Source organism: Micromonospora sp. SCSIO 07396 (assembly GCF_053667945.1).
The window spans coordinates 6,323,681-6,337,574 of record NZ_CM132210.1 but is presented as its reverse complement, the minus strand read 5'-3'; the positions used below and the strand labels follow the sequence as shown (position 1 = coordinate 6,337,574).

Genomic DNA, 13,894 nt, shown 5'->3' with positions numbered 1-13,894 from the left:
TTTTTATCACCACCTTGACGATAAGATAGCAGAGTGGTTATCGTCGAGAAGACGAAAAAGGGGAGGGTGAAGCCATGGCCGACGTGACACGACGACTCTTCCTGCGCCACCTGCGCGGGACACCTACCAACTGGGTACGGCTGCACGTCGCCGGGCGGGTCCGGCGGGAGGGCACCGGCCAGTCGTTCTGGTACCGGCCGCTGACCGCCGTCCTGAGCGAGGTGCCGGTGGACGACAGGGAACTGCCGCTGCTCTTCCACGCCCGTACCGGCGACTTCGCCGACATCACCGTCCAGGCCACCGTGACCTACCGGGTGGCCGACCCGGCGCTGGCCGCCGCCCGGCTCGACTTCTCGGTCGACCCGCGCACCGGCCGGGCCCGCTCCCGCCCGCTCGACCAGGTGGCCACGCTGCTGGCCGAGCTGGCCCAGCAACCCGCCCTCGACCTGCTCGCCCGGGTCCCGCTGGCCGAGGCGCTGACCACCGTGGCACCCGTACGGGAGGCGGTCTCCGCAGCGCTCGGTGCCGAACCCCGGCTCGCCGACATCGGCGTCGCCGTGGTCAGCGCCCGGGTGGTCGCCGTCCGGCCCGAACCCGAACTGGAACGCGCCCTGCAGACCCCCACCCGGGAGGCCGTGCAGGTGCAGGCCGACCGGGCCACGTACGCCCGCCGGGCCCAGGCCGTCGAGCAGGAACGCGGCATCGCCGAGAACGAACTCCAGAACAAGATCGAGCTGGCCCGCCGGGAACAGCAGCTCGTCGAGCAGCACGGCGCGAACGCCCGTCGCCGGGCCGAACTCGACGCCGCCGCCGACCTGGCCGCCGCCCACGGCAAGGCGGAACGGGAACAGGTCGCCAACACCGCCGCCGCTGACCGGGCCCGGGTGCTCGCCACCGCCGAGGCCGAGAAGGACCGCCTGCTCGCCGCCGGTGCCGCCGACAAGGAACGGGTGCTCGCCCTGGCCAAGGCCGAGACGGTACGCGCCGTCGGGGCCGCCGAGGCCGAGGCGGAGGCGGCGAAGCTGACCACGTACGCCGAACTGCCGTCGGCGGTGCTCCAGGCCCTCACCGTGCGGGAACTCGCCGGTCAGCTCCCCCCGATCGGCCAGCTCACGGTCACCCCGGACCTGCTCGCCGACCTGCTCGGCCGACTCACCGGCCCGACCGGGACGCCCACCGGCCCGACCGGGACGGTCGACCGGTGAGCGCCACCCTGGCCCCCCGGGTGGTGGTCGTCCGTCGCCCCAGCGAGCTGGACGAACTGCTCGCCCGGCACGGCACCCGGGCGGCGGCCCAGTGGTACCTGCGCGCCCGGGGGCGGGACCTGGCCGAGGTGGTGGACCGGCACGAGGCACTCCAGGCGGCGCTGACCGCCGTCGGGGCCGCCGTCCCCGCCGACTGGCGACGCGGCACGGTGAACCGGGACGACCTGCCCCGGTTCCTGTTCGGGCCGGAGGACATCGTCGTCGCCGTCGGGCCGGACGGACTGGTCGCCAACGTGGCGAAGTACCTCGACGGGCAACCCGTCCTCGGCGTCGACCCGGAGCCGGGCCGCAACGCCGGGGTGCTGGTCCGGTGCACCGGCGACCAGGTGGCCGCCCTGCTGCCGGCGGTGGTGGCCGGAACCGTGCCGCTGCGGCACCGGGCCATGGTCCGGGCCACCCTCGACGACGGTCAGGAACTGGTCGGCCTCAACGAGGTGTACGTCGGGCACCCCTCCCACCAGTCGGCCCGCTACCTGCTCGACGTGACCTCCGACGGCCGACCCCGCCGGGAACGGCAGTCGTCCTCCGGGGTGGTCGTCGGCACCGGCACCGGAGCCACCGGCTGGTGCGCCTCGATCGCCCGGGGCCGACCGGCCGCCGTCGCGCTCCCCGCTCCGCAGGAGCCGGCGCTGTGCTGGTTCGTCCGGGAGGCGTGGCCGTCCCCGGTCACCGGGGCCGACCTGGTCGCCGGCCGCCTCGACGGCACCGGCACGCTGGAGCTGACCGCCGAGTCGGACGGCCTGGTGGCCTTCGCCGACGGCCTGGAGACCGACCGGTTGACGTTGCGCTGGGGCCAGCGCATCCGCCTCGACGTCGCCCCGGGCCGGCTGGCCCTGGTCGAGCCCTGACCGGCGGTCCGGCCGGTCAGGGGGTGTCGTCGCCGAGGCGCTGCCGGTTGGCCTCGATCCAGGCGTCCAACGCGACCGGGTCGTCCGGGTCGACGCCGTCGGCCATCAACTGGGCCACCGCCGCCGTCGCCGGGCTGCGCCGCTCACCAGTCGAATAGAGCCTGGCGAACTCCGGCACCAGTTCCTCGATCGCCTCGTCGGTCTGGGTGACGGCCCGCTCGGGCAGCCCGCGTCGCCGGGCCGCGAACGCCGTCCAGGCGCGCAGCACCCGGGGCAGCAGCGCCGCGTCGTCCATGTCCAGCACGGCCCGCCGGTGCACCCAGTCGAGCAGGAACAGCCCGGCCACCGCCGGGCTCCAGCGCAGCGGGTCGGCGTCCGGGAAACTCGCCGCGTGGTCGAAGAGCAGGCCGAGGCAGAAGTGCAGCGAGGCCAACTCGGCGTCGCCGTCGAGGGTGTTCAGGCCGTACCGGGCCGCCTCGGGGGCGGCGAGGAAGGCCCGGACCAGCTCGGTACGTTCGTCGCTGGAAAGCGGTTCGGCGGGCCAGCCGGTGGTGTCGACGCCCGCCTGCGGCAACACCGCCAACCGCGCCCCGACCAGCGCCCGGTCGGTGGCGAGTGAACCCTCGGCCGGCAGGTCGCCGAGGTCGTCGGTGATCTCCAGGTGACGGCCCACCTCGCCGCGCATCCGGGCCGGGTCCTCCTCCCGGAACCAGGTCAGGTCGTCGTCGGCGCACATCTGCCGAACCTGCGCGAGGATGCGTTCGGCCGGACCGCCGACGAAGACGTCCTTGGTGATGCCGATGTTGTGGTCGACCAGCGCGACCAGGGCGTGCTCCGGGCCACCCGACTCGTCGTCGTAGGCGAAGGTGGCCAGGTAGGAGGTCTGGTCGCCGTACACGTCGCCGTAGGACCAGGTGCCGGTGAGGTGGACCCGGCCGAGCTGGCCGGCCCAGGCCGGTGCCTGCGCGCCGGGGCGGACCTTCGCCGCGCCCTCGGCGGTCGGGACCAGCGCGGCGAAGACCTGCCGGATGGTGGTGGCGGCGGCCGTGCGGCGGCGGGAGGTGGCGGCGAGGAAACCGGAGACGAATTCCCGGACCGCCGTTTCCCGGTCGGTCTCGGCGATCGCGTAGACGCTGCCCAGCAGCGCCGTGCCGAGCATCTCGGCGTCGAGCGCGCAGTCCAGCCTGGTCACGTCGCGGGCGGCGGACAGCACCGCGTCGTAGGGGGTCTGTGGCGTGGCCATGGCACGACCCTACGCCGCCGCGCCGCCCCGGACACCCGTGCCGACGTCCGCGTTCACCGGCCGGGGCCCGGGCGTCCGTCGATGCCGCCGGGCCTTCCCCGCCGGGATTCAGCCGGCGGCGTCCTGCCAGGCACGACGGGCCAGGGCGTACCGGTCGACGAGGTCCCGCACGGGGGTGAGGACGTACTCCGCGCCGACCCGGGCGACCTCCTCGGTGAGTCGCCCCTCGGCCCGCTGCCGGGCCCGCCGGGCCGCCCATCTGATCACCGGCCCGGTCACCGCCGCCACCAGCAGGCCGGCGAGCAACCCGCCGAGCAGCAGCACGGTGGGCAACGGTGTCTGGCCCACCCGGGGGTAGTCGAGCGCGGGCAGCCCGAGGGCGCGCAGCGCGTACCCGAGCACCAGCCAACCCAGCCCGACCACGGCGGCGAGGGTGACCAGCCACTGGACGCCGCCCACCAGCCGCCACCACAGCGGCCGGCGTTCCATGCCCAGGTCGGTGCCGGCGACCGCCGCGTCCAGCGCGTCCGGCAGGTCGGCCAGGCGGGACCGGGCGGCGGCGGTCACCGCGGCCGGCCAGGGGGCGGGCAGGCCATCGCCGGAGCGGTCGCCGACCGCGCGGATGGCCAGCCCGAGGGCGGACTGCTGGGCGGCCGTCGGTTCGGGCACCGAGGTCGCCGCGAGCGGGGCCGGCACCGGCTGCTGCGGGTCGGCCGCCGGACCGGGCAGGTGCAGCCGGCGCAGCGGGTCGGGGCGCAGCCGCCGCCAGCCGCGGACCAGCGGCCAGCCCGTCGCGGCACCGGCCCGCTGCCGGTACGCCCCCTCGACCGCGCCCGTCACGGTGGGCACCCCGGCCGCGTCGGCCAGCGCCCGGTCCAGGGTGCGGATCGTCGCCGCGTCCGGGGTGTGCCCGGGGGCCTCGACGGCGACCAGTTCCCCCAGCGCGGCCGTCACCGTGTCGGCGTCACCCCAGAGCCGGCGCAGCGCGGCCTGCCGGTCCGACACGGCCCGTTCCAACGCCTCCCGCAGCCCGGTCATCCCGTTCGGCTCGACCGCCGTGGTGGCCAGCAGCGGCACCCCGTCGAGCCCGTCGACGTCGAGCAGCCGACGCAGGTCGGCCAGCACCCGGGGCAGCTCGGCCGGGGGCAGCCGGTCGGCCTGGTTGAGCACCACCACCGTCACGTCCCGGTGCCTGTGGAACTCGCGCAGGTAGCTGGTGTGGATCACCCGGTCGGCGTACTTCTGCGGGTCGACCACCCAGACCACCAGGTCGACCAGGCCGAGCAGGCGGTCCACCTCCAGCCGGTGGGACCGCTGCACCGAGTCGAAGTCGGGCAGGTCGAGCAGGATCAACCCGTGCAGGGCGGACTCGTCGTCGCCGTCGAGCGCGCTCTCCCGGACGAACCGGTGCCGGGGCAGGACGCCGACCCAGTCGAGCAGCCGGGTGCCGCCGTCCAGTGGCCCCCACACGCAGGCGTGCGCGACGCCGGTGGTGGGCCGGCGCACCCCGACCGGGGAGAGCTCCAACTGGGCCAGGGCGTTGAACAGGCTGGACTTGCCGCTGCCGGTGGCCCCGGCCAGCGCGACCACGGTGTGGTCCCGGGACAGCGACAACCGGGTGCCGGCCCGCTCGACCAGGGTGTGCGCGCCGACCAGCCGGGTGTCGGGCACCTCGCCGTCGACCGCGTCGAGGAAGCGGCGCACCGCGTCGAGCCGGGCCACCAGGGCGTCGGCGTCGACACGCTGGTCACCCCGGAGCGCCTCGCGCATCCGGCCGACGATGTTGGTCACCGGATGCCGTCCTCGGGGGTCGGGGTCGGGGTCGGTAGCGCCGGGCCGGCCTGGTCGGCGAGCCCGCTGCGGTGCCGGGCCACCTCGACCCGGGCGGCGGCCCGGCGCAGGCCGGCGGCGGCCTCCGGGCCGGGCCGGGCGGCGTCGGTGCGGCCCAGGTAGCGGGCCGCCTCCTCGTCGAGCAGCGCGCGGACCCGCTCCAGCAGGTCGCCGCGGGCCTTCGCGGCGAGGGTACGCACCGCCTGGTCGCCGAAGATCGCCTGGAGCACGGCCTGCGCGGCGACGGTGGTGCCCGCCCCGGTGGCCACCTCCAGACCGGTGGGGATGAACGCGGTGGAGGCGAAGACGGCGATCATCACGGCCAGCCCGGTGGCGTTGACCGCGTACGCGGCCGTACGGGCCACGAACCGCCTGTCGCCGCCCTCGTCGCGGACCAGCTCCAGCACGGCCCGCTGCCAGTCCCGGACCAGCCGTTCGGCCCGTTCGGGCAGGTCGGTCGCGGCGTGCGCCAGCGGCGGTTCGAGCAGTGCGGCCCCGGCCGGGTGCGCCTTCCAGGCGGTGTACGTGTGCTCCGCCGCCTCGGCGGCGACCCCGCGTAGCAGGGTGACCAGTTGCGACTCGATGGCGTTGCGCAGGTCGGTGGCGGGCGTGGCGGGCCGGCCGGTGACTGCGGCGACGAGCCGGTCGCGCAGCCGGCCGATCCGGGCCTCCAGCGTCCGGAAGAACTCCCCGGTGCCGACGAACTCCTGCCAGCGGGCGAGCACCTCGCCGCGCAGCAGCCGGCCGTCCTTCAGCCCCTCGCTCACGGTGCGGTGCGCGCCCTGGTAGGCGGCCCGGACCCGGTCGTCCAGCGCGTCGGCGGCGGCCACCTGCTCGTCGGCGGCGTCGGCGAGGGCCTCGACCGTGGGGTGCAGCGAGGCGAGCGCGCCGTCCAGGGTCTGCCGGACCACGGCGGCGCGGGCCTCGGCGTCGGCGGCGAGCCGGGCGAACCAGCCACCCAGTGGCGCGGTCACCCGGTCGGGCAGCAGGCCCTGGCCGTCGACCCAGGTCTCGGGCAGGACGAACAGCGGCGCCGCGCCCAGCTCCTGGGCGGCGAGCATCTCGGACAGGTGGGCGGCGATCTCGTCGGCGGCCTCGGGGGGCACCCGGTCGAGCACCATGGCGATCGAGGCCCCCCGGGAGCGGGCGGAGCGCAGCAGCTCCCACGGGACGGCGTCGGCGTACCGGGCGGCGGTGGTGACGAAGAGCCAGAGGTCGGCGGCGGCGAGCAACTGGCCGGCGAGGGCGCGGTTGGCGTCGACCACCGAGTCGATGTCGGGGGCGTCGAGGAAGGCCAGCCCCGGTGCGAGCGCGGGGGCGGTGACCAGGTGCAGGGTGCCCGGGTCCTCGCTGGGCTCGTTGGTGCGGGTCAGGCCGGGCAGCAGGTCGCCCTGACGGAACCAGGCGGCGTCGGCGGGGTTGCAGACCAGCACCGGGGAACGGGTGGTGGGGCGCAGCACCCCGGCGGCGCTCACCCGGGCCTGGACCAGGCTGTTGACCAGTGTGGACTTGCCCGCGCCGGTGGAGCCGCCGACGACCACGAGCAGCGGGGCGTCGAGCCGGGCCAGCCGGGGCAGCAGGTAGTCGTCGAGCTGGTCGGTCAGCGCCCGGCCGGTGTGCCGTGCCGGCTCGGCCGAGGGCAGCGCCAGCGGGAACCGGGCCGCGCCGATCGCGGCCCGCAGGCCGGTGAGGGCGGCGGGCAGGCCGTCCCCGGTGGGGCCGGGCGGCGTCTCGTCGGTCTCCGACGACCCGGTGCGGGCGGCGACGGTGGGCGCGCCGGACCGGGTGGCGGGATCGCCGTGCGTCGTCACCGCTAAAGCGTGCCCGACCGATGCAACAGAGACAACCGGAGGGTAGTAACGGTCAGGTTGCGTCGGGTCGGCTCAACTCGACTTGCGCTTTGGCGATCGCGTGGCACTATTGAGTCAAGTTCACTCAACTTGTGGTGCGGTCGCTGCGGGCGGCCCACCGGGCAGGCCCTCTGACCTGCCCACCCGTTACGAAGCGAGGAAGCGAAGATGGCACGTGCGGTCGGTATCGACCTCGGCACGACGAACTCCTGCGTCAGCGTTCTGGAGGGCGGTGAGCCCACCGTCATCGCCAACGCTGAGGGCTCGCGGACGACCCCGTCGATCGTCGCGTTCGCCCGCAACGGCGAGGTGCTCGTCGGTGAGGTCGCCAAGCGCCAGGCGGTGACCAACCCGGACCGGACCATCCGCTCGGTCAAGCGGGAGATCGGCACCAACTGGACCGTCGACATCGACGGCAAGAAGTACACCCCGCAGGAGATCTCGGCGCGCACGCTGATGAAGCTCAAGCGGGACGCCGAGGCCTACCTGGGTGAGCAGATCACCGACGCGGTGATCACCGTGCCCGCCTACTTCAACGACGGCCAGCGCCAGGCCACCAAGGAGGCCGGCGAGATCGCCGGCTTCAACGTGCTGCGGATCGTCAACGAGCCGACCGCGGCGGCCCTGGCGTACGGGCTGGACAAGGGCTCCAAGGAGCAGACCGTCCTGGTCTTCGACCTCGGTGGCGGCACCTTCGACGTGTCCCTGCTGGAGCTGGCCGAGGGCGTCGTCGAGGTCAAGTCGACCAGCGGTGACAACCAGCTCGGCGGCGACGACTGGGACCAGCGCATCATCGACCACCTGGTGAAGACGTTCCGGGGCGAGCACGGCATCGACCTGGGCCAGGACAAGATGGCGCTCCAGCGGCTGCGTGAGGCGGCCGAGAAGGCCAAGATCGAGCTGTCGGCGGCCACCACCACCAACATCAACCTGCCGTACATCACCGCCGGTTCGGCCGGCCCGCTGCACCTGGACGTGACGCTCAGCCGCGCCGAGTTCCAGCGGATGACGCAGGACCTGCTGGACCGCTGCAAGGGCCCGTTCGAGCAGGCCGTGAAGGACGCCGGCATCAAGGTCGCCGACGTCGACCACGTGATCCTGGTCGGCGGCTCCACCCGGATGCCGGCCGTGACCGACCTGGTCAAGCAGCTCACCGGCCGCGACCCGAACAAGGGCGTCAACCCGGACGAGGTCGTCGCCGTCGGCGCGGCCCTGCAGGCCGGTGTGCTCAAGGGCGAGGTCAAGGACGTCCTGCTGCTCGACGTGACCCCGCTGAGCCTGGGCATCGAGACCAAGGGCGGCATCTTCACCAAGCTCATCGAGCGCAACACCACCATCCCGACCAAGCGCTCCGAGGTCTTCACCACGGCCGACGACAACCAGCCGTCGGTGCTGATCCAGGTGTTCCAGGGCGAGCGGGAGATCGCGGCGTACAACAAGAAGCTCGGCACCTTCGAGCTGACCGGCCTCCCGCCGGCGCCGCGCGGCGTGCCGCAGGTCGAGGTCACCTTCGACATCGACGCCAACGGCATCGTCAACGTGCACGCCAAGGACCTGGGCACCGGCAAGGAACAGAAGATGACGATCACCGGCGGCTCCTCGCTGCCGAAGGACGACATCGAGCGGATGCGCCGCGACGCCGAGGAGCACGCCGACGACGACAAGCGTCGCCGGGAGGAGGCCGAGGCCCGCAACGTGGCCGAGGCGCTCCAGTGGCAGACCGAGAAGTTCCTCGCCGAGAGCGGCGACAAGCTGCCCACGGAGAACCGGGAGCAGCTCAACGAGGCCCTGGGCGAGCTGCGTGGCGCGCTCGGCGGCCAGGACATCGACAAGATCAAGGCGGCCCACGAGAAGCTCGCCCAGGTCTCCCAGCAGGCTGGTTCGCTGCTCTACGCGCAGCAGGCCGAGCAGGCTGAGCAGCCGGGCGCGGCCGGTGCGGGTGCCGGTGCCGCCGGTGCCGCCGGTGCACCGAAGGCGGGCGGCCCGGACGACGTGGTCGACGCGGAGATCGTGGACGAGGACAAGAAGTGACGGTCCACGCCACCGCACAGGGAACGAGGTAGTCGTATGACGGAGAAGCCACGAGCCGCCGACCCGGGCACCTCCGGGTCGACGCCGGGTGGCTCCGCGCCCACCGACGACGGGCCGCGGGTCGTCATCCGGGACAACCGCAAGCTCGGCAGGACCGAGGAGACGCCCGCCGCCGCCGACGCCGGGGCCGACGTCCCGGCCGAGGGGCTGGTCGAGGAGTCCGAGGTGGTGGTCGACGAGATCGAGGCCGAGGCCACCGCCCTCGACGGCCCGGCACCGACCGGTCCGCCGGTGGTGGACGCCCCCGCGCAGCCGGTCGACGGCAGCCCGACCGGTTCCCCGCTCGGCGCCGAGTTGGAAGCCCTCCGGGCCGAGCTGGACGAGCGGACCCGGGACCTGCAACGGGTGTCGGCGGAGTACGCCAACTACCGCAAGCGGGTGGACCGGGACCGGGGCGTGGTCCAGGAGCAGGCGACCGGCTCGGTGCTCGCCGCGCTGCTGCCCATCCTGGACGACCTGGACCGGGCCCGGGAACACGGTGACCTGGTCGGGCCGTTCGGCACGGTGGCCGAGCAGCTCACCACGGCGCTCGGCAAGTTCGGCCTGACGCCCTTCGGCGAGCAGGGCGACCCGTTCGATCCGACCCGGCACGAGGCGGTCGCGCACCAGACCTCACCGGACGTCGACGAGCCCACCTGCGTGCAGGTGATGCGTCGGGGCTACCTGCTCGGTGAGCGGCTGCTGCGGCCGGCCATGGTCGCGGTCGCCGACCCGGAATAGTGCACGGCCATCCGGTCGCCCCGCCCACCCCCAACGGTGGACGGGGCGACCGGGCCACATCTCACGGAAGGGGGTGGACCGGTGAGTTCCAAGGACTGGATCGAGAAGGACTTCTACGCCACGTTGGGCGTGGAGAAGTCCGCCTCCTCGGACGAGATCAAGAAGTCGTACCGGAAACTGGCCCGGGAGTCGCACCCGGACCACAACCCCGGTGACCCCAGGGCCGAGGAACGGTTCAAGGGCGTCTCCGAGGCGTACGCGGTGCTCGGCGACGACGCCAAACGCCGCGAGTACGACGAGATGCGCTCGCTGTTCGGCTCGGGCGCGTTCCGGCGGGGCGCGCGCGGCCCGGGTCAGCCCGGCGGGGCCCCGTTCGACGTCTCCGACCTGTTCGGCGGCGGTGGCGGGGACAACCGGTTCGGTGGCGGCGGCTTCACCGACCTGTTCAGTTCGATCTTCTCCGGCGGTGGCGGTGGTGCCGGCCCGACCCGGGCGCGTGGTCCGGCCCGGGGCCGGGACGTGGAGACCGAGGTTGCCCTCGACTTCGGCGACGCCGTCCGGGGTGTCACCCTGCCGTTGACGTTGCGCGCGCCGGGGGTCTGCGACACCTGCCACGGCAACGGCGCGAAGCCGGGCACCCAGCCGACCGCCTGCCCGGTCTGCCACGGTGCCGGGGTGACCACCCGGGACCAGGGCTCGTTCAGCTTCTCCGAGCCGTGCCGCAACTGCCAGGGTGTCGGGACGGTCGTCGAGGAGAAGTGCCCCGAGTGCCAGGGCACCGGCGGGGTCACCAAGGCCCGCACGCTCAACGTCCGGTTCCCCGCCGGGGTGGCCGACGGCCAGCGGATCAGACTGGCCGGGCGGGGCGAGCCGGGGCAGCGCGGCGGGCCGGCGGGCGACCTGTTCGTGCAGGTGAAGGTCCGCCCCGACGACCTGTTCGGGCGTACCGGTGACGACCTGACGCTGGCCGTGCCGATCACCTTCGCCGAGGCGGTGCTCGGCACCGACCTGCGGGTACCCACGCTGGACGGCGCGGTGACCCTGCGCGTCCCGCCGGGCACCCCGTCCGGGCGGGTGCTGCGGGCCCGGGGCAAGGGTGTCGTACGACGGGACGGGCGGGCCGGCGACCTGCTGGTCACGCTGGACGTGGTGGTGCCGGCGACGGTGTCGGACGAGGCGCGGGCGGCGCTGGAGTCGTTCGCCGGGGCGACGCCGCCGGCGGCCCGGGAACATCTCGACGCGCGGGTGCGTCGGGTCGGTTGACCGGTGGACGGGTGCGGAGGTGAGTGGGATGTCGGACGGGTTCGTCGGTTCGGGTGACCCTGCCTACGAGGCCAAGGTGCTGATGATCTCGGTTGCGGCACGGATGGCGGGGATGCACCCGCAGACGCTGCGCCAGTACGACCGGCTCGGCCTGGTGCAGGCCGGCCGGGCGGCCGGTGGCGGTCGCCGCTACAGCGTGCGGGACGTCGTCCTGCTGCGCGAGGTGCAGCGGCTCAGCCAGGACGAGGGCGTCAACCTGGCCGGGGTGAAGCGGATCATCGGGTTGGAACGCCTGGTGGAGCAGGCCCAGCAGCGGGTGGCCCGGCTGGAGGCGGAACTGGATGCCGCGTACCGGCGGATCGCCGAGCTGGAGACGCTGGCCAGCGGGTTCTCCCGGGGCGACCTGGTGCCCACGAACCGCACCTCGACGGCGCTGGTGGTCTGGCGTCCCCGCCGTGCCCCCGGCCGCTGATCCCTTCCGTTCCGTCCCGTCGCTCGGGGCGGGCCCGGCCTGCCCGGCCCGCCCCGCCTGGCCATCCGGGCAGGAGTTTCCCTCACGGTCGGCGGTGATCGCCGGTCGGGGGTCGGGGTTTTCCGGCGGCGGGGTTGTCGTTCCGGCTAGCCTGTGATCAGTCCCAACCAGGTCAATCCGGACTCCGACGGCGGGGGAATCGTGGCGGAATCGGCGAAGAAGGTGGCCCGGCAGGCGGAGGAACGGCTCAACCGGGTGGCCGAGAACGTACGGGAGAAGTTCGACCGGGTCACCCAGGGCAAGTTCTCCGACACGGTGAAGAACGGCAGGTTCGATGACCGGCCCGCCCCCGGCAAGGACCGGGAAAAGGCCGGGCCGAAACGCCGTGACCAGGGCGGATCGCAACACTGACGATCCGCCGACGTGCGGGCCGGGACCCACGGGGGGTCCCGGCCCGTTCGCCGTACGGGCGGGTCGGGCCCGGCGGACCGCGACGTCAGCCGAGGCGGCGGTTGTCCCGGACCAGGCCGCCCTCGCACCAGTCGTGGTAGGTGAAGAGTTCCTCCCGGGCCAGCAGCATCCGGCTGTTGTGCGCCCAGTTGCGTACCAACTCGTCGCCGTCGCGTTCGGCCTGCTCGACCAGCTTGCGGAACCGACGCCGGGGGTGGGCGCGGAACTTCGTCCGGATTCCGTCGGCGGCGTAGATGTAGAGGCAGTGCAGGGCGAACCGGCGGGCCGGGCAGGCCGGGTCCCGGGCCAGCTCGAAGAGGGTGAGCACCAGGTGGTCACCCGCCACCAGCAGGTCCCAGTCCTGGGGCAGTGAGGTCAACGGCACCGAGTCGGGCTGGTACGCCCAGGCCCGCAACTCCGCCGGTGACGGGTCGACAGGGTTGGCGAAGCCGCGGAACGTCGGACCGTGCGCGCTCACCCGGCAACCTTCCCGCTCACGCCCGCGGGATGCCTCCGTCCGCCCACGAGCCCCTGGCCTGCTGGGGCGCAACGCTAGCCGCCGCCCCCGGCCGGCGGAAGACCTGCCGGGAAGCAATTCGGCAACGGACGCCCTGGCCAGGCCGACCCGCGCGGTCGACCTGGCCAGGCGAAACTCAGTCCGTGGCCGGCACCGGCCGGGCCTGGCGGGCGGCGATCCGCCGCCGGACCCGCTGCTTGAACCAGGGCATGTCGGGCAGCCGGGCGAGCATCGGGCCGGTGACCACGGTGATCAGCACGTACGCCGTGGCGAGCGCGGCCAGCTTGGGTTCGACGGTGCCGGCGGCGACCGCCAGACCGGCGATGACGATGGAGAACTCACCACGGGGCATCAGGGCGAAACCGGCCCGCCACCGGCCGGGCTCGGCGATCCCGGCCCGCCGGGCCGCCAGGTAGCCGGTGACCAGCTTCGTCCCCATGGTGACCACGGCCAGCAGCAACGCGGGCAGCAGCACCGGCGGCATGTCCCGGGGGTCGGTGACCAGGCCGAAGAAGACGAAGAAGACGGCGGCGAACAGGTCCCGCAGCGGGGAGAGCAGTTCGGTGGCGTGGTGCGCCACCGGCCCGGACAGGGCGATGCCGACCAGGAACGCCCCGACGGCGGCGGAGACCTGGAGCCGGGCGGCGATCCCGGCCACCAGCAGGGTCAGACCGAGCACCCCGAGCAGCAGCGCCTCCGGGTCCTTCGCCGACAGGGCGGCGGAGATCAGGTGACCGAAGCGGATGGCGACGACCAGCACGACCACCACGGTGAGCACCGCGATGCCCAGCGCCACGCCGCCCTTGACCAGGCCCACGCCGGCCAGCAGCGCGGTCACCAGCGGCAGGTAGAGCGCCATCGCGAGATCCTCGATGACCAGCACGGAGAGGATGACCGGGGTTTCCCGGTTACCGACCCGGCCGAGGTCGCCGAGCACCTTGGCGATCACCCCGGAGGACGAGATCCAGGTGATGCCGCCGAGCACCACGGCCGCCACCCAGCCCCAGCCGAGCAGCAGCGCGAAGCCGAACCCGGGCAGGGCGTTGAGGACCGCGTCGATCAGGCCGGCCGGGGCCGCCGAGCGCAGGTTGCCGACCAGCTCGTTGGCGCTGTATTCCAGGCCGAGCATGACCAGCAGCAGGATGACGCCGATCTCGGCGCCGACGGCGAAGAACTCCTCGCTCGCGGCCAGCGGCAGCAGACCGCCGTGGCCGAACGCGAGGCCGGCGAGCAGGTAGAGCGGGATGGGGGAGACACCGAACCGGCGGCTGAGCCGACCGAGCAGCCCGAGTAGCAGCAGGAGAGCGCCGACCTCGACCAGTAGAGTTGTGGTTTCGTGCATCCG

General features: G+C 74.0%; 12 protein-coding genes. 7 read left to right on the top strand and 5 right to left on the bottom strand.

Going from position 1 to position 13,894, the window contains the following annotated elements; genetic code table 11:
• Positions 1-74 precede the first annotated feature (74 nt).
• Entirely contained in the window at positions 75-1,205 is a 1,131-nt protein-coding gene (locus ACWCHM_RS27905) for an SPFH domain-containing protein (protein ID WP_454220445.1), read from the top strand.
• A complete protein-coding gene (locus tag ACWCHM_RS27900; RefSeq protein ID WP_454220443.1) occupies positions 1,202-2,113 on the top strand; it encodes a hypothetical protein in 912 nt (303 codons plus the stop codon). Before ACWCHM_RS27905 ends, ACWCHM_RS27900 begins: the two co-directional genes overlap by 4 nt.
• Positions 2,114-2,129: 16 nt before the next feature.
• On the opposite strand, the gene ACWCHM_RS27895 is transcribed toward ACWCHM_RS27900, so the two are convergent.
• From ACWCHM_RS27895 to ACWCHM_RS27885, 3 genes are all read right to left on the bottom strand, one after another.
• Positions 2,130-3,356 (bottom strand): hypothetical protein, encoded by a 1,227-nt coding sequence (locus ACWCHM_RS27895; RefSeq protein ID WP_204958470.1) that lies wholly within the window; start codon positions 3,354-3,356, stop codon positions 2,130-2,132.
• 108 nt (positions 3,357-3,464) lie between these two features.
• Positions 3,465-5,126, bottom strand: a complete 1,662-nt coding sequence (locus ACWCHM_RS27890) for a GTPase (protein ID WP_281903297.1) — start codon at positions 5,124-5,126, stop codon at positions 3,465-3,467.
• A 17-nt stretch (positions 5,127-5,143) separates the two neighbouring features.
• The gene (locus ACWCHM_RS27885; protein WP_421489717.1) at positions 5,144-6,997 is read right to left on the bottom strand and encodes an ABC transporter; all 1,854 of its coding nucleotides are present in this window, start codon (positions 6,995-6,997) and stop codon (positions 5,144-5,146) included.
• Between the two features lie 207 nt (positions 6,998-7,204).
• Here ACWCHM_RS27885 and dnaK point away from each other — a divergent pair, with 207 nt between their 5' ends.
• From dnaK to ACWCHM_RS27860, 5 genes are all read left to right on the top strand, one after another.
• Positions 7,205-9,067: a molecular chaperone DnaK gene (gene dnaK / locus ACWCHM_RS27880; RefSeq protein ID WP_204958472.1), complete on the top strand. Its 1,863-nt coding sequence runs from the start codon at positions 7,205-7,207 to the stop codon at positions 9,065-9,067.
• A 36-nt stretch (positions 9,068-9,103) separates the two neighbouring features.
• Positions 9,104-9,847, top strand: coding sequence for a nucleotide exchange factor GrpE (gene grpE, locus ACWCHM_RS27875; RefSeq protein WP_281901468.1), 744 nt, complete (start codon positions 9,104-9,106; stop codon positions 9,845-9,847).
• An 81-nt stretch (positions 9,848-9,928) separates the two neighbouring features.
• Positions 9,929-11,110, top strand: a complete 1,182-nt coding sequence (gene dnaJ, locus ACWCHM_RS27870; protein ID WP_281901466.1) for a molecular chaperone DnaJ — start codon at positions 9,929-9,931, stop codon at positions 11,108-11,110.
• Between the two features lie 28 nt (positions 11,111-11,138).
• Entirely contained in the window at positions 11,139-11,582 is a 444-nt protein-coding gene (locus ACWCHM_RS27865; RefSeq protein WP_204958475.1) for a heat shock protein transcriptional repressor HspR, read from the top strand.
• Between the two features lie 153 nt (positions 11,583-11,735).
• Positions 11,736-11,993, top strand: coding sequence for a hypothetical protein (locus ACWCHM_RS27860; protein ID WP_372445971.1), 258 nt, complete (start codon positions 11,736-11,738; stop codon positions 11,991-11,993).
• 85 nt (positions 11,994-12,078) lie between these two features.
• Here ACWCHM_RS27860 and ACWCHM_RS27855 read toward each other — a convergent pair whose 3' ends face one another.
• The gene (locus ACWCHM_RS27855) at positions 12,079-12,510 is read right to left on the bottom strand and encodes a hypothetical protein (RefSeq protein ID WP_204958476.1); all 432 of its coding nucleotides are present in this window, start codon (positions 12,508-12,510) and stop codon (positions 12,079-12,081) included.
• A gap of 175 nt (positions 12,511-12,685) precedes the next feature.
• Positions 12,686-13,891, bottom strand: coding sequence for a cation:proton antiporter (locus ACWCHM_RS27850; RefSeq protein WP_421489716.1), 1,206 nt, complete (start codon positions 13,889-13,891; stop codon positions 12,686-12,688).
• Positions 13,892-13,894 lie beyond the last annotated feature (3 nt).

Excerpts from the sequence above, each read along its gene's own strand:
- ACWCHM_RS27905 (WP_454220445.1), top strand. The coding sequence starts at position 75 with ATGGCCGACGTGACACGACGACTCTTCCTGCGCCACCTGCGCGGGACA.
- ACWCHM_RS27895 (WP_204958470.1), bottom strand. The coding sequence starts at position 3,356 with ATGGCCACGCCACAGACCCCCTACGACGCGGTGCTGTCCGCCGCCCGC.
- ACWCHM_RS27890 (WP_281903297.1), bottom strand. The coding sequence starts at position 5,126 with ATGCGCGAGGCGCTCCGGGGTGACCAGCGTGTCGACGCCGACGCCCTG.
- dnaK (WP_204958472.1), top strand. The coding sequence starts at position 7,205 with ATGGCACGTGCGGTCGGTATCGACCTCGGCACGACGAACTCCTGCGTC.
- grpE (WP_281901468.1), top strand. The coding sequence starts at position 9,104 with ATGACGGAGAAGCCACGAGCCGCCGACCCGGGCACCTCCGGGTCGACG.
- ACWCHM_RS27865 (WP_204958475.1), top strand. The coding sequence starts at position 11,139 with ATGTCGGACGGGTTCGTCGGTTCGGGTGACCCTGCCTACGAGGCCAAG.
- ACWCHM_RS27850 (WP_421489716.1), bottom strand. The coding sequence starts at position 13,891 with ATGCACGAAACCACAACTCTACTGGTCGAGGTCGGCGCTCTCCTGCTG.